General features: G+C 68.8%; 20 protein-coding genes. 12 read left to right on the top strand and 8 right to left on the bottom strand.

Features of this window, described 5'->3' with window-relative positions; genetic code table 11:
• Positions 1–41: 41 nt before the first annotated feature.
• Genes RJ03_RS32875 through RJ03_RS32860 form a run of 4 tightly spaced genes read right to left on the bottom strand, consistent with a single transcriptional unit; the run spans position 42 to position 2,849 of the window.
• Positions 42–620 (bottom strand): neocarzinostatin apoprotein domain-containing protein, encoded by a 579-nt coding sequence (locus tag RJ03_RS32875; protein ID WP_036510458.1) that lies wholly within the window; start codon positions 618–620, stop codon positions 42–44.
• A 10-nt stretch (positions 621–630) separates the two neighbouring features.
• The gene (locus RJ03_RS32870; RefSeq protein ID WP_083871526.1) at positions 631–1,038 is read right to left on the bottom strand and encodes a neocarzinostatin apoprotein domain-containing protein; all 408 of its coding nucleotides are present in this window, start codon (positions 1,036–1,038) and stop codon (positions 631–633) included.
• Between the two features lie 18 nt (positions 1,039–1,056).
• Positions 1,057–1,635 (bottom strand): neocarzinostatin apoprotein domain-containing protein, encoded by a 579-nt coding sequence (locus tag RJ03_RS32865; protein WP_036510452.1) that lies wholly within the window; start codon positions 1,633–1,635, stop codon positions 1,057–1,059.
• Entirely contained in the window at positions 1,632–2,849 is a 1,218-nt protein-coding gene (locus RJ03_RS32860; RefSeq protein WP_157163589.1) for a hypothetical protein, read from the bottom strand. Before RJ03_RS32860 ends, RJ03_RS32865 begins: the two co-directional genes overlap by 4 nt.
• A gap of 254 nt (positions 2,850–3,103) precedes the next feature.
• Here RJ03_RS32860 and RJ03_RS32855 point away from each other — a divergent pair, with 254 nt between their 5' ends.
• Genes RJ03_RS32855 through RJ03_RS32820 form a run of 8 tightly spaced genes read left to right on the top strand, consistent with a single transcriptional unit; the run spans position 3,104 to position 10,782 of the window.
• Complete coding sequence (locus tag RJ03_RS32855; protein WP_036510446.1) at positions 3,104–4,771, top strand: carbon-nitrogen hydrolase family protein; 1,668 nt, start codon at positions 3,104–3,106, stop codon at positions 4,769–4,771.
• Positions 4,768–5,577: an oxidoreductase gene (locus RJ03_RS32850; RefSeq protein WP_051025599.1), complete on the top strand. Its 810-nt coding sequence runs from the start codon at positions 4,768–4,770 to the stop codon at positions 5,575–5,577. The genes RJ03_RS32855 and RJ03_RS32850 overlap by 4 nt, the downstream gene beginning before the upstream one ends.
• A gap of 2 nt (positions 5,578–5,579) precedes the next feature.
• Positions 5,580–6,521, top strand: coding sequence for an alpha/beta hydrolase family protein (locus tag RJ03_RS32845; protein WP_036510443.1), 942 nt, complete (start codon positions 5,580–5,582; stop codon positions 6,519–6,521).
• A 10-nt stretch (positions 6,522–6,531) separates the two neighbouring features.
• Positions 6,532–7,653: an aromatic ring-hydroxylating dioxygenase subunit alpha gene (locus RJ03_RS32840; RefSeq protein ID WP_036510440.1), complete on the top strand. Its 1,122-nt coding sequence runs from the start codon at positions 6,532–6,534 to the stop codon at positions 7,651–7,653.
• Positions 7,650–8,339 (top strand): hypothetical protein, encoded by a 690-nt coding sequence (locus RJ03_RS32835; protein ID WP_036510436.1) that lies wholly within the window; start codon positions 7,650–7,652, stop codon positions 8,337–8,339. Before RJ03_RS32840 ends, RJ03_RS32835 begins: the two co-directional genes overlap by 4 nt.
• Complete coding sequence (locus tag RJ03_RS32830; RefSeq protein ID WP_036510433.1) at positions 8,336–9,250, top strand: hypothetical protein; 915 nt, start codon at positions 8,336–8,338, stop codon at positions 9,248–9,250. Before RJ03_RS32835 ends, RJ03_RS32830 begins: the two co-directional genes overlap by 4 nt.
• Positions 9,247–10,014, top strand: a complete 768-nt coding sequence (locus RJ03_RS32825) for an SDR family oxidoreductase (RefSeq protein ID WP_036510430.1) — start codon at positions 9,247–9,249, stop codon at positions 10,012–10,014. The genes RJ03_RS32830 and RJ03_RS32825 overlap by 4 nt, the downstream gene beginning before the upstream one ends.
• 24 nt (positions 10,015–10,038) lie before the next feature.
• Positions 10,039–10,782: a maleate cis-trans isomerase family protein gene (locus tag RJ03_RS32820; RefSeq protein WP_036510428.1), complete on the top strand. Its 744-nt coding sequence runs from the start codon at positions 10,039–10,041 to the stop codon at positions 10,780–10,782.
• A gap of 46 nt (positions 10,783–10,828) precedes the next feature.
• On the opposite strand, the gene RJ03_RS32815 is transcribed toward RJ03_RS32820, so the two are convergent.
• Positions 10,829–11,722, bottom strand: a complete 894-nt coding sequence (locus tag RJ03_RS32815) for a DUF4437 domain-containing protein (protein ID WP_036510425.1) — start codon at positions 11,720–11,722, stop codon at positions 10,829–10,831.
• 82 nt (positions 11,723–11,804) lie between these two features.
• On the opposite strand from RJ03_RS32815, the gene RJ03_RS32810 reads away from it, so the two are divergent.
• A complete protein-coding gene (locus RJ03_RS32810; RefSeq protein WP_036510422.1) occupies positions 11,805–12,371 on the top strand; it encodes a TetR/AcrR family transcriptional regulator in 567 nt (188 codons plus the stop codon).
• Positions 12,372–12,404: 33 nt separating this feature from the next.
• Positions 12,405–13,148 carry a maleate cis-trans isomerase family protein gene (locus tag RJ03_RS32805; protein WP_036510419.1) on the top strand — a complete coding sequence of 248 codons (744 nt, stop codon included), beginning with the start codon at positions 12,405–12,407 and terminating at the stop codon, positions 13,146–13,148.
• On the opposite strand, the gene RJ03_RS32800 is transcribed toward RJ03_RS32805, so the two are convergent.
• The gene (locus RJ03_RS32800) at positions 13,131–13,973 is read right to left on the bottom strand and encodes an HpcH/HpaI aldolase/citrate lyase family protein (protein WP_036510416.1); all 843 of its coding nucleotides are present in this window, start codon (positions 13,971–13,973) and stop codon (positions 13,131–13,133) included. The two genes, RJ03_RS32805 and RJ03_RS32800, sit on opposite strands and share 18 nt — an antisense overlap.
• Before the next feature lie 177 nt (positions 13,974–14,150).
• On the opposite strand from RJ03_RS32800, the gene RJ03_RS32795 reads away from it, so the two are divergent.
• Positions 14,151–15,092 carry an alpha/beta hydrolase gene (locus tag RJ03_RS32795; protein ID WP_157122309.1) on the top strand — a complete coding sequence of 314 codons (942 nt, stop codon included), beginning with the start codon at positions 14,151–14,153 and terminating at the stop codon, positions 15,090–15,092.
• Positions 15,093–15,193: 101 nt separating this feature from the next.
• Here the strand turns inward: RJ03_RS32795 and RJ03_RS32790 are convergent, their stop codons facing one another.
• Positions 15,194–15,685 carry a DUF4334 domain-containing protein gene (locus RJ03_RS32790; protein ID WP_036510622.1) on the bottom strand — a complete coding sequence of 164 codons (492 nt, stop codon included), beginning with the start codon at positions 15,683–15,685 and terminating at the stop codon, positions 15,194–15,196.
• A 174-nt stretch (positions 15,686–15,859) separates the two neighbouring features.
• Between RJ03_RS32790 and RJ03_RS32785 the strand changes: the two genes are divergently transcribed.
• Positions 15,860–16,276 carry a YkvA family protein gene (locus tag RJ03_RS32785; RefSeq protein ID WP_036510413.1) on the top strand — a complete coding sequence of 139 codons (417 nt, stop codon included), beginning with the start codon at positions 15,860–15,862 and terminating at the stop codon, positions 16,274–16,276.
• A 3-nt stretch (positions 16,277–16,279) separates the two neighbouring features.
• On the opposite strand, the gene RJ03_RS32780 is transcribed toward RJ03_RS32785, so the two are convergent.
• A partial coding sequence (locus tag RJ03_RS32780; RefSeq protein WP_157163588.1) for an FAD-dependent oxidoreductase occupies positions 16,280–17,322 on the bottom strand: 1,043 nt, incomplete at its 5' end.

The raw sequence follows: 17,322 nt of genomic DNA, 5'->3' as shown, positions 1-17,322 counted from the left end.
GTCCCTGTACGGATATCCGCACAGGGACGAACACGCCGAGGTCAGGTTCGACGTCGTCGCCGCACCAGCAATCCGGCCACCGCGAGCACGACGACCACGACCACCACGATCGCGACGACGATCGCCGTCGTGTGCGAGTCGGATGAATCACTGTCCGCCGCAGCAGCTTTCGGTGCCGTCGTGGCGACCGCCGGGGCGTGGGTGAACGTCAGCGGCACCGAGGCGAGGATATTGCCGGGGTCGGTGAGGCTGGTGACGGCCAGGGTGCAGGCGCCGGGCGCCGAGGTGCAGTCCACCGCACCGACCGACGCGGTCAGCGTGATGGTGTTGCCGCGCATTCCGGGCTGCCAGGCCCCCTGCGCGTCGGCGGAGCCGAGCAGGGAGGCGCCGAGATTGCAGTCGGTGGGCGCGACCACCTGCGGTTTACACTGGCCGACCGCCACCTGGGCCAGGTTGGATGGCAGTCCGTCCACGGCGACGGTGACGACCTCACCGACGGTGACATCGCCGGTGGGCGTGGGATGCAGGGTGGGTGCGGCCGCGGCGAGCGGGGCCGTCACCAGCAGCGCGACGGCCGTCACCGCCGCGCCGACGGCGCTGCGAAAGATGCTGCGTCTCATGGTGTCGACCTCATCCGAAGCTGAGGGGAATCGAGGCGAGGATATTGGTCGGGTCGGTCAGGCTGGTGACCGCGATCGTGCACGCGCCCGCCTGCGCCGTGCAGTCCACGCCACCGACGGAGCCGACCAGGGTGATACTGCCGGCGTCCCAATTACCCTGCGCGTCGGCGGTGCCCAGCAGCGAGCCGGCGAGATTGCAGTCCGAGGGCCCGGAGATGTTCGTCGTGCACTGCCCGACCGCGACCGAGGCCAGATCAGGTGCCAGCCCGCTCACCGAGACGCTGACGCTCTGCCCGACCGCGACACCACCGGACTGGCTCACCGCGACCGTGGCCGCCTGGGCGGGCGCCCCACCGAACATCGCGACAGCGGTGAGTCCCGCGAATACCGCGCTCACCAGGTTTCTGGTTCGAAACATGTGCTCCTCCTGGATTTCCTAGAGCCGCCGCCGGTCGGCGAGGGCGATTGCGGCGACGACGACCAGCAGTGCCGCGGTCAGCGACCACAGCACCGCGGACGGGCCGCGCGTATCGGTGGAGCCCGCCGCCACCGTGCCGGCCACCGGCACGGCCGCGGGCGGGGGAAGGCTCGAGCCCGCGAAAACCACGGGAGTCACGGCGGAATTGGCGGCGATGACTCCGGCGGGTTCGGTACCGGGCAGCGGCGCGGCCGCGATCACGCACTGCTGCCGCAGGCAGTCGATGTTCTCGAACTTCGGATGCAGAGTGAGCACGAGCGTCGGAAAGGTTCCGTCGGAGGCGATATTGACGAAGGTGGCGCCGCCGTCGAGATCGCAATCGTTCAACCCGTTGGTATAGCCCTGTTTACACAGCCCCACGGCAACCGCCGCCAGGCCTGGCTGGAAACCGCTGCCGTCCACCGTGACTCGCTGCCCCTCCCGCAGGTCCGTCGCGGCGTCGATGTGCAGAGTGGCGGGCGTGTCGGCCGCGGCGGGTGCCGCGATGGCGGCCGCGAACGCGAGGCCCAGTCCACCCCGTAGTAGTGCGCGTTTCATCGGGCGCCTCCTTCGACGGCGATCTCGCTGGGCTGAGGGGCGGTGGGACGGTCGTCCGCATCGGCGCGGCGGTCGACGGTCTGGGTTCGGCCGCCGCCGGGCGCCGACGTCCGCGCGATCACCAGCGCGGCCAGCAACACCGGCACGCCGGCCAGGGTGAGCGCGGAGCCGGTCCCCCACAGCCGCCCGCAGGCGACGGCGCCGCCGAGGCCGCAGATCCCACCGACCCCGACGACGAGTCCGGTCACTGCGCTCCACCACTGTTCGCTACCCGGAAGTCGCTGTCGCAGTTCGTGGTCCAGCACGGAGAGGCAACGGATCGCTGCCGTGACGGTGACCGCCACACCGATCATCGACTGCCATGCGCCGGGCGCGGTCGCCACCAGCACCGGGCCGCCGGCGGCGAGAATCAGCAGCGGCGGCACCGCACACAGCCGGTATCCGCGCGCGGCGACCACGAGCACCGCCGGCACCATCGCGAGGGCTAGGCGCGCAGGCTGATCGGCGTCGAGCACCTCCCAGCGAAACAGCAGCAGGTGCAGGGCCGGCAGCACCGTCGCCCCCAGGGCGAATCCGACTGCCGCATATCCCATCCCGCCGCGCAGCGCGGTACCGGACACGCGCAGGCCGCCCGCGACACCGCCGAAAGATGCGTTCCGCACCGACACCGACAATCCGGCCGCGATCACCACACTCCCGGCCACGAACAGCGCCTCGTCCGGTTGCCGGCCGCACGCGCCGGCCAGCACGGCACCCGCGAGCAACGCGACCGTCACCGCTGCGTAGCAGACTCGGACACCGGCGACGGCCCGAGCAGTGACGAGCAGCGGTCCCGCCGCCACACCGGCCACGACCACGCCACACAGGAAGGCGGGCATCGACGAAAACAGCGCTGCGACAAGTATTCCCACGCCACCGAGGACGGCGAGCGCGCCGGTGCGGCGACTCGACGCGGTGAACCGGAGCCGCACGCCCGGCAACACCGTCAGACCCCCGAGCATCCCCGCGGTCAGGGCGATATACCCCACGACCGCGGCGGGCAGCCCGACCACACCACCGAGCGGTTTGCTCAGCAAGACGATCTCGATACCCGTCATAGGCCCGGCCGCCGCCGCGGCGATGGCGAGCAGCCACGTTCCGGTCCGGCTCGCGGGGGGCAGTTCAGCACGCGTGGCTCCGGACCCGGGCCGCGCTCCCGCCGGTGGTGTCGTCATATCTCACCTCCGCCCGCGTTTCGCAGAAAGAAACACGGTTTCGCAGTTGCCATATTGAACCGTCGGCGACGACGGCTGTCAAGCGAGAACAAGCACGTAACGGCATGGAAACAGCCGATTTTCGCGATCCGGTGAGGATTGCGACAGAAATCTCGACCGTCCACTGGACAGATGCGCGGCGCCGGTACAGAATCGCAACTATTGGAAACATCGTTTCGTTCTACGAAACGGGTTCGACAAGGAGGTGCGCGCTGATGACGCGAATCGCCGCCGTCCAGCTCGCCGCCGGCACCGATGTCGCGGTCAACCTCGCCACCTGCCTGCGCCTCATCGACGACGCCGCAGCGCACGCGCCGGATCTGGTGGTCCTGCCCGAGTTCTGTAACCACCTATCGTGGTACGCCGACCGCGACCACGCGCACCGAATGGCGTGCCGGATCGGAGATCGATTCCTGACCGCGATCGCCGAACGCGCCGCACAGCATCGGATGTACACCAAGATCGGGGTGACGCTGGCCCGCGAGGACGGCCGCACCACCGGCACCGGCCTGCTGTTCGGCCCCGACGGCGCCCTGCTCGGGCAGTCCGACAAGCAGATTCTGATGGGCGCGGAGAACGATCACCTCGACCCCGGTGACTCCGATTCCGAGGTCGTCGACACCCCGCTGGGCCGCATCGGCCTGTACGCCTGCATGGAGGGCGTCATCTGCGAGGTGACCCGGTCGCTGGCGATACGCGGCGCGCAGCTGCTGCTCAACAGCCTCAACTCCTTCGCCACCGACGAGGCGAGCCTGCACATTCCGGTACGCGCGGCGGAGAACAAGGTATGGGTGGTGGCGGCCAACAAGGTCGGCCCGCTGCTACCCGAGGACGAGCTGCCCTCGATCGCGGCCCGGCTGGGAGTCCCGCCGGATCGGTTGCACGGTGCCGGCGAGAGCCAGATCGTCGCACCGGACGGGACGACGGTGGCGCGCGCACCGGCACGCGGTGAGGCGGTGGTCGTGGCGGATATCGATATCGGTCTCGCCGACGACAAACGGCGTCCCGACGGAACCGATGTGCTCGCCGCTCGCCGCCCCCGCCTCTACGCCCCGATGCTCGACATCTCACCCCGGCGCGCCCCTGCCGGTGCGCCGACCCTCCCCGTGGCCGCGGCACTCGCCGATGTCGGCCTCATCGGCGATATCGCCCGCAGCGGCGCCGCATTGATCGTGCTGCCGGCGCTGACCGGCACGGCGTCGGCCGAGCGCCCATCAGCGACGGTGTCTGTTCCGGAGGTGGCGGCGGCGCTGCGGGGGACGACGGCGCATGTCGTGGTATCCCTGCGCGACGGTGACGCGCATGTCGGAGTGCTGGTGAACGCCGAGGGCGTGGCCGGATATCAGCGCCAGTTGCACCGCACCGAACGCCACCCGTGGCTGTCGGATCTGGGCGATGCCCTCGAAATCTTCGACATGCCCTGGGGCCGACTGGCTCTCGTGGTCGGCGACGACGCGCTGTTCCCCGAAACCTTCCGCCTGGCCGCGGTCGGGGACGCCGATGTGGTGGCAGTGCCGCACGCTCTCGGTGAACCCTGGGAAACGCGGCTCGGCCTGCCGGAACGAGCGGCCGAGAATCGGCTCAACATCGTCGCCGCCGCCGTGGATTCGACCGGGGCGCTGGCCGGTTCGATCTACGCGCTGAGCCCGGATTTCACCTTGTGGACGGCCTGGAGCGGGCCGTTCACCGGGGTGATCAGCGCCCCGCAGGTGACCTCCGCCCCGCCCGGCGCGAACCGGGTGCAGGCCGACATCCGACCGGCCCAAGCCGTGAACCGCGCCGTATCCCGGGGCACCGATCTGGTCGCGGGACGTCCCGCCGCCGCCGTGTCCGCCCTCCTGCGCGAACCTGCCACCGCGACAACCGAACCGGAGCTGCCATGAGTGAAACCGTGCGACATGTCGAGCAGATGGTCGACGAGAACCCCAGAACCGATGTCACCGAGACATTTTCGGAATGGCAGCGGCTGCTGGCCGGACTGCAGGCCAGGATCGCCGGCCGGTTCGAGCTGACCCGCGACCCCAGTACCGCCGACCTCGACTCCTACGGAGACGCGGCGACCGGACCCTCCGGCCGCCTCGCCGCCTACACCGGACCCGAGATCGACTGGCTGGTGCATTCCTGGATCGGCGATCCCCGCACCGGTTTCGTGAACATGCACCTCACGGCGTGGCTCGGGCCGCAGGTACGGGTACCGCATCTGGCGTCGGCGCTGCTGCTGTGGCCGCAGGGCTGGTTCTACGTGGATGCGGTGCCTCGTGGTGATCTGGTGGGCGACGGCGACTATTACGACCGCTACTACGCCGAGGCCGACGAGCCGTGGCTGGCGTTCAAGGCGGACCACCCCGACTTCACCTGGTTCACCAGCCGCACCGGATTCATCCGCACCAGCCTCTCACCGGTCGCCTACTGCTATTCCTTCCCACCCACCCGACCCAATCTCGACACCGTGGCCGAACTGCTCACCGCCAAGGTCGACCAGTGGCTGGGATGGGTGGACGCCGCCGAACCGGTACCCGACGACGAGCGCGCCGACCTCGCGGCCCGGGATCTGCGGATACGCCGCAACATCGCCGAACGCGATCCTGCGAACGTCATGGGCGAGCGCATGTTCGGCCCCGAACTCACCCAGCGACTGGTGCGCGCCCTCTGGGGCGGGGACCGGGTGCTGCCGCGGCCGGTGGGGTGACCATGAGCCTGATCCGCTCCCTGTGGTGGTCCGCGCGCACCGACGGCGACGCCCCCTTCGACACTGCCCACCTCAAGCTCTACTACCCCGCCGTCGCCTCCGGCGACGACGCCGAGCGGCTCACCGGCGTCTTCGCCCCCGATCCGGCCGGCGCACCCTATCCGGTGGTGGTTTTCCTGTCCGGTGTCAATGTCGGGCAGGACAGCTATCGCCGATTCGCGACCGCGATCGCCGAATCCGGTTATGTGGTGGTCACCTTCGATCGGGTGGCCGATCTGTTCGGTGGGCAGCGCGGGCTCACGCCCGGCGTCGATCTGGCGGCCGCGCGACCCGACACCTACGGCACCCGGCCCACCTGCCCGACCATCCCGGCGGTGCTGGACGCGCTGGCCGAACTGAACACCACCGCACCGTTGCGCGGCGCACTCGATCCGGAGCGCGTCGCACTGGGCGGCCATTCGGCGGGCGGCACCGTGGTGTTGCAGTCCGCGCGGTACTTCGCTTCCGTGCGAGCGGTTTTCGCGTGGGGCGCGCACACCATGGTCGCCACCATGCTGGGCTGGGACCCGGGTACGGTGCTTCCCGCGCAGGTGAGCTGCCCGGTGCTGCTGGGTGTCGGCGGCAACGACGGCGTGATCCAGGGCAGCGCCGACCGCTACGGTGAGGGCGCGGATCGGCCGGATCCGGTGGCCCGCACCTTCGCCGAGGCACTGCCCGAGGGTGAGCATCTGCTCGCGATCGTGCCGGGCGCCAATCATTTCGGCATCGCCGACGCCGATCCGACCGCGGCCCGCGCATTCCTCGACGGGCCCGCGGAGTCCGATGCCCTGCCCCGATTCGCACGGCTGACCACACTGTTCCTGAACGCCCACCTGAAGGATTCGGCGACCGCCCGCGACGAACTGTCGGGTTTCGACGACGGACTGCTGCTGAAGCGGCGCTGAGGAGATCACGGTGCTCAAGAACTTTTGGTACGCAATGGAATTCGCGGACAAGGTCGGCCGGGCGCCGCGCCGGGTGACCTGCCTGGGCCAGGACTTCGTGCTCTATCGCGCCGAATCCGGCGCGCCGGTCTGCCTGTCGGATCTGTGCGTGCACCGCGGCGGCGCCCTGTCGCTGGGAACGGTGAGCGGGGACTGCATCACCTGCCCGTACCACGGCTGGCAATACGACTCCGGCGGCGTGTGCGTGCGCATCCCCGCCAACGCGCCCGAACGGGCCATCCCCCGCAAGGCGCGAGTGGACGCCTATCCGGCGGTGGAGCGCTACGGCATGGTGTGGGCGTTCCTCGGCGATCTACCCGAGTCGCAGCGGCCACCGATTCCGGAGATTCCGCAGTGGGAGGATCCGGCGTTCCGGGCCGTGCAGTACGAGATGGTCATCGACGCCAACTACGAACGCGCCTTCGAGAACGTGGTGGACGCCTCGCACACACCCTTCGTGCACGGCACCGCGTTCGGCAACCCGGACAAACCGCAGATCCCGGATTTCCGGATACGGCAGACGGACTGGTCGGCGGAGGCGGATATTCCGCTGAGCCCGCCACCACCGAAGGGGCTGTGGGGCCTGCTGTTTCGCGGCAAGGCGATGCCGGAGTACGTCACCGTCACCAATGCCTGGTATCTGCCGAATATCGTGAAACTGCATGTGCGGCTGCCGATCGGCAATCTGATGCTCTACGACTTCAACATTCCGCTTTCGCAGGACCGCACACTGATCAAGATTCTCGGCTTCCGAAACTTCTTCACCGCCTCCTGGGCCGACGGCAACGCCCGCAAGCGCATCGAGAAGATCCTGCTGCAGGACCGGCCGGTGGTGGAATCCCAACGTCCGGAGCTGCTTCCGTTCGACCTGTCCGATGAGCTGCATGTGCGCAGCGATGCCCTGCAGGTCGCCTACCGCCGGCGCCGCGCCCAGTTGATCAAGGACGGCTGGTGGCTCGGCGGCGACGATGTGATCACCGGCGATTCGCCGCGACGCAGGGCCACCGTCATCGCCTCCCCCGCGCGCCTGGACGATCCCGAACTCGCCGCCGCCTGGGTGCACAAGGCCCGCCAGGGAGGAGACCCACGATGAGCCTGCCCACCACGCTGAGTACGCGCACTCTCGAAACACTTTCCGGCGCAACGGGTTCGATCGTCGTCGAGGACAGAGCGCTGCACAGTCCCATGTCACCCGGACCGGTGGGCAGGTTGCGGGTGTTGCGCGGTGGTCAGATCGACAAGGTGGTGACCGTCGATCTGGTGGTGCCGCCCATCGGCCTGGACAGCCATATGATCTTCGCGTTCACCGCGGCCGATTCCGCGGTGCCGCATTTCACGCTCGACGCGGTCTACGGCGGCGAGTACTACGCCATGCACCTGGACCTGATTCCGCGTGCCGATCTGGCGGTGAATCTGGATTATCTGGACGCCGTCTATCTGCCGTTGACGCCGCTGCTGGATGCGGCCTGGCAGCTCGACGGCGTCGCACCGGCCGCCATCGGTCCCCGGCAGCGGGCGCTGATGTCACCGTGGATGGTGGTGTGCCGGGCGAGCGAATCGGCGTTCGGGCAACTCACCGAGACCGTCGACGCATACCTGCGGCATTGGCTCACCCTGCTGGACAAGGGCGTTCCGGCCCCGGATGCCGATCTGCCGGCCCGCGATCGCGCGAATCGCGCCAACCTGTTCAGCCCCGAGGTCGACCCGGTGTGGCATCAGGTGACCCGCCTGCTGGGCACCGAGCAATCCGAACAGGTGCGCCGGGAGTTGCAGGGATGAGCACCACGGAGCCGAGCCGCTGGCAGCAGCGGATCGCGGGCGAATGGGTGGGGCGGCCCTCGCTGTTCGACGCCGAGGGCGTCTGGCTGGGATTCGAGGATATCCGCCGGTCCTCGGTGTTCGAGGACGGCACGACCACCTACTACATGGACGGCGGGCTCTCCGGCGGCGGACGGATGGCTGGGCGGTTCGCCCTCGGCGCCCCGTTCGAATTCGGTGTCCTGGACTCCGACGGCGATCGCATCTACACCGGGCCCGACTTCTACGGCTCCGGGCAGCCCTACGGCGGATTCGTCGACGCCCACTACTACGGGCCCGGCTGGCAGGTCTCGCTGAACACGTGGAATCAGACGATCGACGACACCCAGGTGTATTCGTCGGTGCTGTATCAGGGCCCGGCGATGGTCGGCGTGTTCACCGGGCTCTACACCCGAGACCCGGCGCTCGCCGAGGAACGAGTGAATACCGAAACGCGCTGTGGTGGAGTGACATTCATTTTTCCCACCAAGGACGACAGTTGCTATGCCGGCGATCTGGAAGTGTGGTCGGTGGAGCAGCGCAGCCTAGGCACTACTCAGCTGACCCGCACCGTCGGACCCCTCGACCTGCTCACCGCGGCCCATCGGCTCGAGTTCGCAGGGCCGCTCGGATCCGTGATCGATGTCGTCGTCCGTCGCGACGGCGCACGCACATTCCACGAGGGCCCCGACGCGTTCGGCAACGGATTGGCTTGCGGCCGAGCCAATTTCGTACGGCTGCACCACCGTGACGGCCGTCGGCTCATCGGCCGCGAATTCATGATGGACGCCGAACCAGGTATGGGCGCAGGGTCCACTCTCGCGGTCGCCTATCAAGTGTTCGAACACAACCGGCTGTCGGTGATCGTGCACGGCGTCCTGGAGCGGCAATGAGCAACGTGGTCATCACCGGCGGCACCCGGGGTATCGGATTGGGGATGGCCCGGGCGCTACTGGCCCGCGGCCATCGCGTCGCGGTCTGCGGCACCGACCCGCAACGGATCGAATCGGCACGCACCGAACTCGGCGAGGACGCCGTGGTGCTGGCCGCCGACACCACCGATCGTGACGATCTGCGCAGCCTGTGGGATGCGGCGGCGCAACGATTCGGCGCCGTGGACATCTGGATCAACAACGCCGGCGTCTCCCAGACCCGCGCGCCGATGTGGGAGCTACCGGACGCCGCGGTGCGAAAGGTGATCGACACCAACCTGATCGGCGTCCTCAACGGCTGCGCGGTCGCGATCGCCGGTATGTCCGAGCACGGCGGCCACATCTGGAATATGGAGGGGTTGGGCAGCGACGGGCGCACCGTACCCGGTCTCGGTGTCTACGGAGCCAGCAAGCGTGCGGTCGGCTACCTCACCGTGGCGCTCGCCAAGGAGGTTCCGCCCGGCGTCTCGGTCGGTGTCCTCAGCCCCGGCATGGTCACCACCGACCTGCTCACCCACGGATACACCGACCCGGACGAGTTGGCCAAGGCCCGCAAGATCTTCGCGATTCTCGCAGATCCGGTGGACACCGTCGCGCCCTGGCTGGCCGAGCGGGCCGTCACTCGCATCCGCAACGGTGCGCGAGTCGAGTGGCTGACCACGGGCAAGGTGATCCGCCGCTTCGCCGCGGCACCGTTTCGCACCCGCGACCCGTTCGCCGCGTAGCCGATTCCAGAAGGAGCTGTTTCGATGCCCGACGTACTCGGCTGGCGAGCCAAGTTCGCAGTCCTGGCCCCGTCCACCAATACCGTGGTCGAGCCCGATTTCGCGCGCCTGGGTGTGCCCGGGGTGACCGCGCATTTCGGCCGCATTCACATCCGCGACCAGGATATGAGCGACGACGCCGGAATGGGCCGGCTGCTCGAGCAGATCCGCGACGAGATCGTCGCCGCGTGCGAGCGGGTGCTGACCTGCGAACCCGATTACATGGTGATGGGAATGTCGGCCGAGACGTTCTGGGGCGGCGTCGAGGGCAACCGCCGCTTCGTGCGCCAGATTCACGACGTGACCGGACTCGAGGTCGCCACCGGCGCCGAGGCGTGCCGGCGCGCACTGGCGCTCTACGGTGCGCGCCGCATCGGCGTGGTCACGCCCTATCAACCCGTGGGCGACGAGAATGTGGTGCGATTCTTCGGCGAGCTCGGATTCGAGGTGAAGGCGATCAAGGGACTGCGCTGCCCCACAGCCGTTTCCATCGCCCACGTCACCGAGGACGAGCTGCGCTCCGCGCTGCGCGAGGTCGACGGTGACGGCGTGGACGCGCTGGTGCAGTGCGGAACCAACCTGTCGATGGTGCGGTTGGCCGACGAGGCCGAACGCTGGCTGGGCAAACCCGTGCTGGCGATCAATGCGGCGACCTGGTGGATGGCGTTGCGCGACAACGGGTTCACCGATCGCATCGAGGGCGCGGGCTCACTGCTGCGCGACCATTGACCGGTCCCGTGCCCCTCCGGCGCCAGGGAGGGGCACGGGCCGCGACCTACTGATAGCTCGGATTCGCCCACGCGCCGACCGATTTCGACCGGACCGGTTCGATGAACCGCGGCGCCGCCGTCTCCGGGAAGTCCGGCCCCCAGTTGGTGGCATCGCCCGCCATGGACACGCTCGCGTTCTCGGTGTACCAGTCGACCAGGTCCGCGTCCGAGCGGATGATCCAGGTGCAGCCGCGCTCGGCGTCGGCGGTGAAGTCACCGTGCCGGATGTACGGCGGGCGCCAGAAGTAGGTGCCCGGCCACATGGTGCCGAAGTTGTACTCGAAACCGCCGTCGAGACAATACGCTTCCTCGCTGCACGGATGATGCGCCAGCGGCACCTCCCGCCATCCCGGCTTCGCCTTGATCAGGCGGGTGTAGAAGCCGGTCTTCTCGTCGCGGTGCAGCAGTTTGATGTAGAGCCCGGGCACGGGGGTGCCTCCCAGATCGAACCGCATCGGGCTGCCGTCCTTCACATCGATCCACGGCATCGACGCGGTATCCAGGACGACGAGTTCCTGGTCGGGACGCACGAATTCGCGATCACCGTCCGCCAGGTCGAACCCCCAGCCGCCCCCCTCCCGGAACAGCAGAATCTCCGTACCGGCCGCTACCCGGATCGGCGGCGTCCACACCCCGGCCGGCGCCGTCCAGTAGCCGTGGGTTCCGAGTTCGTTGTCGCCCACGGTTATTCGCCCGGACAGCACGAACCATTCGGTGTCGGCCACGTGCACGCCTGCGGGCCGGGACCAGTCGCTGGTGAACCGGACCTTCAGCGAGGCCGAACCGTCCTCCTCGTCATAACTGAGGTTGCGTTGTTCGGCACTGCCCGTGGCGCGCTGGAACTCGGCGCGGTGCCAGATCAGATCTTTGTCGTCGATGAGCTCTACATGTGGACGCATGGGGTCCTCCTCCCGGAGCTGACTTTCCGATACAGAATGTAGTGCTTATCAATAAGCAAAACAAGATGTATCGTTTATTACCGTGAACAGACCCGGACGTCCTTCCGGACCGGCCACCGACACCGCGGAGATCGTGCTCACCGCCGCGCTGGAACTGGTCCTCACCGAGGGCGCGGCCGCCCTGACGCCCCGGCGGCTGCACGCCGTGACAGGCGTTGCGCGCACCACCATCTACCGCCATTGGCCGGCACCCAAGGACTTCCTCGCCGCACTCATCACCGTGGCACCCCACCCCTCCCCGGAGCCGACCGGCGATCCGGTCGCCGACCTGCACGGCGAGGTCGATTCACTCTGTGATCGACTGCGCGACAAGCCGGTTGCCGCGTTCCTTCGCGCCCTGGTGACCGCCTCGGCGGCAGATCCCGACTGCGTCGAATTGCGCCACCGATACGTCAGCGACCTGCTCGCGCCGTTCCGCGCCGCGGTGCGCCGCGCCGGAGTGCGGGAGCAGGCGGCGATCGAGGAGATCGCGCTGTCCATCGTGGCGCCGCTGCTCGTGGACGTACTGCTGTTGGACGGCCCCGTCGACCGGGACCGCGCACACCGCGCGGTCGATCAGGCACTGGAACACAGTTCCGGCCGTCGCTGAGGCGGCCGGTCGCAGCGAGCGAGGAGACTCGAGATGACCAATGCCGTGGGAACCCGCGCCGTCTTCGGCGTCATCGTGCCCAGTACCAATACCGTTGTCGAACACGACTATTGGCGGGCCGGGCTGCCGGGAATCAGCTACCGGGCCGGTTCGATGTACATTCCCGATCCGGCCATGGGCGACGACGACGATTTCCGGGCGCTGCTGGGCCAGATCCGCGCCTCCATCGATACCGCCGTGCGCGATGTGCTCACCGCCGAACCGGACCGCATGGTCATGGGCATGTCCGCGGAAACGTTCTGGGGCGGGGTCGAGGGCAATGCGGCCTTCGAACGACGGCTGCGGGAACGCACCGGCCTGCCGGTGACGACGGGGGCGAGTTCGTGCCGCGCGGCGCTGCACGCCCTGGGGTGCCGGCGGATCGCGGTGTTCTCGCCGTATCAGCCGGTCGCCGACGAGGAGGTGGGTCGGTTCTTCACCGAGGCGGGCTTCGAGGTCGCCGCGATCACCGGGCTGCGCTGCTCGACCGCCATGGATATCGCCAAGGTCCGGCCCGACCGGCTGCGCGCGGTGGTCGCGGGACTGGACGGGCCGCAGGTGGAGGCGATCGTGCAGGTGGGCACGAATCTGTCCTTCGTGGCAACGGCCGACGAACTGGAACGCGAGTTGGGAAAACCGGTGATCGCGATCAATGCCGCGACGCTGTGGCATGCGTTGCGCGAGCACGGGATCGACGACCGCGTCGAAGGGGCCGGACGACTACTGCGCGAACAGTGACCGATCGCCCGCTTCGGCCAGCAATCGCTGGGCGCGGCGGACGACAGCGAGATCGACCATACGACCGTCGGCGTCCAGTACGACGCCACCGGCCCCGGCCTCGAAGCGCGCCACCAGATCCCGGGCGCGCGTCAGCTCCTCGGCGGACGGGGTGAACACCGCGTTCACGACCGGCAGCTGGGCGGGATGGATACAGGTGCGGCCGCGAAACCCCAAGCGCGCCAACGCTTCGGTGCTCTCTCGGAGTGCGGCCAGATCGCGGAAGTCGGTGCTGACCGGAGCCGGCGGCGGTTCGAGACCCGCGGCCCCGCTGACCAGCACCAGGTGAGTGCGGATCGCCAGCAGTTCCGCGCCGTCGGGGCCCGGCGCCATCCCGATATCGGCACACAGATCCGCCTCACCCAGCTGCAGTCGCAGCACCCGCGGCGCCGCGGCGATCTCGCGGGCAGCGAGCACCGCCGCCGCGCTTTCGAGCAGCGGGCAGATGCCGACAACGCCCGGTGCCGGCTCATGGTCGCTCAGCACGCCCGCCGCCGCGCGGACCTGTTCGGCCGATTCGGTTTTCGCCAGGCATACCGCGGCGGGTCCGGCGCCCGCCACCGCGCACAGATCGGCGTCGTCGCCGGAATTCACCCGGACCCAGATGCGTTCGCGGCTCGTCGCGGGGAGTGTGGCCAGCCATGCCGACACCAGTTCACGGGCGCGGACCTTCTCCCCTGCCGGGACGGAGTCCTCGAGGTCCAGCAGAACCACATCGGCAGGTCCGGCCAACGCCTTGTCGAACAGCGCCGGACGGTTGCCCGGAACATAGAGCGCCGATCTCATCAACTACCCCTCGCACCGGCTCGGGAATCGCCGTACTATTCCCTTGGAAGAAACACCGTTTCGGTGAATGAAACATAGCGGTCTCGGCCCGGAGCTGTCCACCCGTTGGGTTTCTCAGGAACCCCCTCGCGGTCGGCTCACCGCGCCGAAACCGGCTGCCCGGCACAGGGAGTCGCGATGGCCTTTCGAACTTCGGCCCTCACCGTCATGGCCGCGGCATGCGTCGCCGTCCTCGGATTCGCCCCAGCGGCCGCCGACTCGCCAGGTTTGCCGGGGACGATCGCGCTGCCGTGCGCCGGGACGACCCTCGAGCAACATGCCGACTGGTATCTGCCCACCGGCGCACCGCGCGGACTGGTGTGGTTGCAGCACGGATTCGCCCGCGCCGACGGCAATGTCGCCGCGCTCGCCGCTCGTCTGGCCGGTGCCGGCAACCTCGTCTTCGCGCCGAGCCTGCCGTTCATGAACCTGTCGGGCTGCACGCTGCAGAACCTCGGCGACAATACGGTGTTCCTGGATCAGGTGGCCCGATTGTTCGCTACCGCGAACGATCCCACCGGCCCACTGGCCACCGCCCTCGCCACCGCCGCCGCGCAGGCCGGCGTCACCGCACCCGCCCTGCCGCGGCAGTTCGTGTTCATCGGCCATTCGGCCGGGGCCGAGGCGGTCGAGTACGTCGCCCACCGCCTGCACGCCGGCGCTGCGCAGGCCTGGCCGAATCTGCGCGGACTGATCCTGCTGGATCCGGTGAAATCCTTCCTCGGCACCAACACCGACACCGCTCTGGCCGATCTCGCCCCTACCGCCCTGCCGATTCTCACGATCTCCGGCCCACCCGGTCTGTGCAACAACTTCGCCAGCGGCACAGCGGCCCTTCAGACGCACCTGCACCGGCCGTTCGTCGGCATTCGCCTCACCTCCGGCGAACACACCGACGCCGAAGGACCTTCCAGCGATGGATTGGGCGAATTATTCTGCGGCACACCGCAGCCCGCCAACTGGGCCATGCTCGAACGAACCACCACGACATGGACCCGCGCCTACTTCACCGGCACCACCGACTATTCGGTGACCTCGCCGGCCACCGCTGTCCACCTCGAGACCCTCGCGGGGGCGTAGCGGCCACGGGTCACCGCCGCCGCTCGACCACGCGCGGGCGTCGGCATCATCGACCAGGAGTACCGAATCGGATCGCCCGCGAGGCGGTCATCGACGCCGGATCAGGCCCGTTCGAGATAGAAGTAGGCGTAGCGGCCGTCGTCGAGTGCGTATTTGCCGTCCATGATGCCCATCACGGCGTCGTCGTCGATCTTCTTGAAATGGTCGTGCACGGGCTGCCCGTCGAACACCATCGTCGCGGTGACCTCGCCGCGAAATTCCTCCATCCAGAGGCTGCCCTCGCCGTTGTCGGTGTTCGAGTATTTGTTGCCGTCGGCGTCCAGACAGACCAGCGGCTTCACATCGGTGGCCGAATCGAACGTCTTGCCGAACCAGTTGATGAGGGCCAGCGTTCCGTTCTCCCGGTGGCCGGTGTCGAACTCGCCGCCCTGCCATTCACCGATCATGAAATCGATGGTCGCGGGCTCCAGCGTGGCCCAGAACTCGTCGAGATCGGCGTCCGGGATGAACGAACGCTCCGGTCCGCTGACGAGACGGCGCCCGGCGCGTTCCTTCAGTTCGGTGAATGTCTTGCGAGCCGATTCGTCGCTCACGATGCTCTCCAATCCGACGGCGGAGGCTTGTGAATACGGTACCGCCAAGCGACCGGGCAAGCTATGGGCAAACCTGCGGTCGAAGTGTCCGCCACGATCGTGTGGAGGCGAACACGACCGGACCCGGGGACCCCACCGCCGATCGAGGCGACGTGTGATGGTGGGATACCGATCATGACCGGCTCGTGGTGGTGGGATCTGCTGATCGCGGTCGCGGCCGCGCTCATCGTGTGCTGGTTTGCGCTGATCACGGCGCTGATCATCGTCCGGCCGCGGGGCAACCTGCTGCGGGAAGCCCTGCGGATCCTGCCCGACACCCTGCGCCTGATCCGCCGCCTGGCCGCCGACCGCTCCCTGCCACGCGGCGTCCGGATCCGGCTCTGGCTGGTGCTGGCCTACCTCGCCTCACCCCTGGACCTGATCCCCGACATCATCCCCGTCATCGGATACGCCGACGACGCCATCATCGTCACCGCGGTCCTGCGCAGCGTCGTCCGCGCCGCCGGCCCGGAGGCGGTCCGCGCCCATTGGCCCGGCACCGACGACGGTTATACCGCCCTCGCCCGGCTCACAGGGCTGCCGGTGCGATAGTCGTCATCGGCGCCGCGCCCGCAGAGCCGCTTCGCGGTCGATGACGATCTGCTTGCGGCGTTGCGTCATCGCTTCGGCGGGTGAGGCGGTGCCGACGATCGCGTCGAAGACGGCGCGGGCGTCCTCGAGCGCGTCGCGGGCGCCCACTCCGGCGGCCGGAGTGATCGCGTGGTCGGCGTCACCGATGAGGATGACCGAATCCTGCGGTGCGCGTGCATCTTCCAGGGGGACGTTGCGGGCGTTGCTGACGTGCACCTGTTCCGTCCGCGACAGGAAGGCCGACACCAGCGCCCGGCTGGAAGGTGTTGCGGCCAGGACGGTTTCGGCCCACTCGTCGACCGGTCGCATCCCGATATCGTCGCGGGTGCCGGGGAGCGGATCGCGCGGGATCCGCACGAACCACAGGGCTGCCGGATCCTCGGGACGCCAGATGTGGCCGAAAGTACTTCCGGCACTGCCGTCTTCGGCGACCTCGGCGTAGAAGTGGAGGACTGCGGGGGTGGTGGGCGGTGGCGGATCCAGTGGCGTGCCGGTCATTCCGTACAGCACGACGTCACCGGCGTAGACGGGAGTGCGAGCGGGTTCCAGCGCGGCGCGGACGACGGAGTCGATACCGTCGGCGCCGATCAGCAGTCCCTCGGCGGCGAGGACTTCGGAGCCGCGCCGGATCGTGTGGTTGTCCTCGCCCACGGTCACGCCGGTGATCGGCTCGCCGTAGCGCAGCTCGGCGCCCGAGCCCGCGACGAACTCCGACAGCACGCCCATGAGGTTGCGGCGCAACCAGAAACGATGACCGCGACTGGGCATTGCGCTGCGCCGTCCGCGGCTGTCCTCGTAGTCGAGACCCGCCAGCGGATACGAAACCTCGTGCAGCGCCGAACGATCGACGCCCATCGCCGCCATCGCGTCGTGCCCGCGCCCGTCGATGAACAGAAACGCCCCGGCTCCGGGCCCCGGGCGCTGTTGTTCGTAGACCGCTACCCGATGCCCTCGCCGGGCGAGACCACCGGCCAGGCAACTGCCCGCGATCCCACCACCGATAACGC

The sequence above is a fragment of the Nocardia aobensis NBRC 100429 genome (assembly GCF_000308375.1).
Classification (GTDB): domain Bacteria; phylum Actinomycetota; class Actinomycetes; order Mycobacteriales; family Mycobacteriaceae; genus Nocardia; species Nocardia aobensis.
This window is presented reverse-complemented; position numbering and strand designations above follow the sequence as displayed.

Coding starts and splice junctions, on each gene's coding strand:
- RJ03_RS32800 (WP_036510416.1), bottom strand. CDS start 13,973: ATGAGATCGGCGCTCTATGTTCCGGGCAACCGTCCGGCGCTGTTCGAC.
- RJ03_RS32860 (WP_157163589.1), bottom strand. CDS start 2,849: ATGACGACACCACCGGCGGGAGCGCGGCCCGGGTCCGGAGCCACGCGT.
- RJ03_RS32815 (WP_036510425.1), bottom strand. CDS start 11,722: ATGCGTCCACATGTAGAGCTCATCGACGACAAAGATCTGATCTGGCAC.
- RJ03_RS32865 (WP_036510452.1), bottom strand. CDS start 1,635: ATGAAACGCGCACTACTACGGGGTGGACTGGGCCTCGCGTTCGCGGCC.
- RJ03_RS32845 (WP_036510443.1), top strand. CDS start 5,580: ATGAGCCTGATCCGCTCCCTGTGGTGGTCCGCGCGCACCGACGGCGAC.
- RJ03_RS32795 (WP_157122309.1), top strand. CDS start 14,151: ATGGCCTTTCGAACTTCGGCCCTCACCGTCATGGCCGCGGCATGCGTC.
- RJ03_RS32870 (WP_083871526.1), bottom strand. CDS start 1,038: ATGTTTCGAACCAGAAACCTGGTGAGCGCGGTATTCGCGGGACTCACC.
- RJ03_RS32835 (WP_036510436.1), top strand. CDS start 7,650: ATGAGCCTGCCCACCACGCTGAGTACGCGCACTCTCGAAACACTTTCC.
- RJ03_RS32850 (WP_051025599.1), top strand. CDS start 4,768: ATGAGTGAAACCGTGCGACATGTCGAGCAGATGGTCGACGAGAACCCC.
- RJ03_RS32830 (WP_036510433.1), top strand. CDS start 8,336: ATGAGCACCACGGAGCCGAGCCGCTGGCAGCAGCGGATCGCGGGCGAA.
- RJ03_RS32875 (WP_036510458.1), bottom strand. CDS start 620: ATGAGACGCAGCATCTTTCGCAGCGCCGTCGGCGCGGCGGTGACGGCC.
- RJ03_RS32785 (WP_036510413.1), top strand. CDS start 15,860: ATGACCGGCTCGTGGTGGTGGGATCTGCTGATCGCGGTCGCGGCCGCG.
- RJ03_RS32805 (WP_036510419.1), top strand. CDS start 12,405: ATGACCAATGCCGTGGGAACCCGCGCCGTCTTCGGCGTCATCGTGCCC.
- RJ03_RS32820 (WP_036510428.1), top strand. CDS start 10,039: ATGCCCGACGTACTCGGCTGGCGAGCCAAGTTCGCAGTCCTGGCCCCG.
- RJ03_RS32825 (WP_036510430.1), top strand. CDS start 9,247: ATGAGCAACGTGGTCATCACCGGCGGCACCCGGGGTATCGGATTGGGG.
- RJ03_RS32855 (WP_036510446.1), top strand. CDS start 3,104: ATGACGCGAATCGCCGCCGTCCAGCTCGCCGCCGGCACCGATGTCGCG.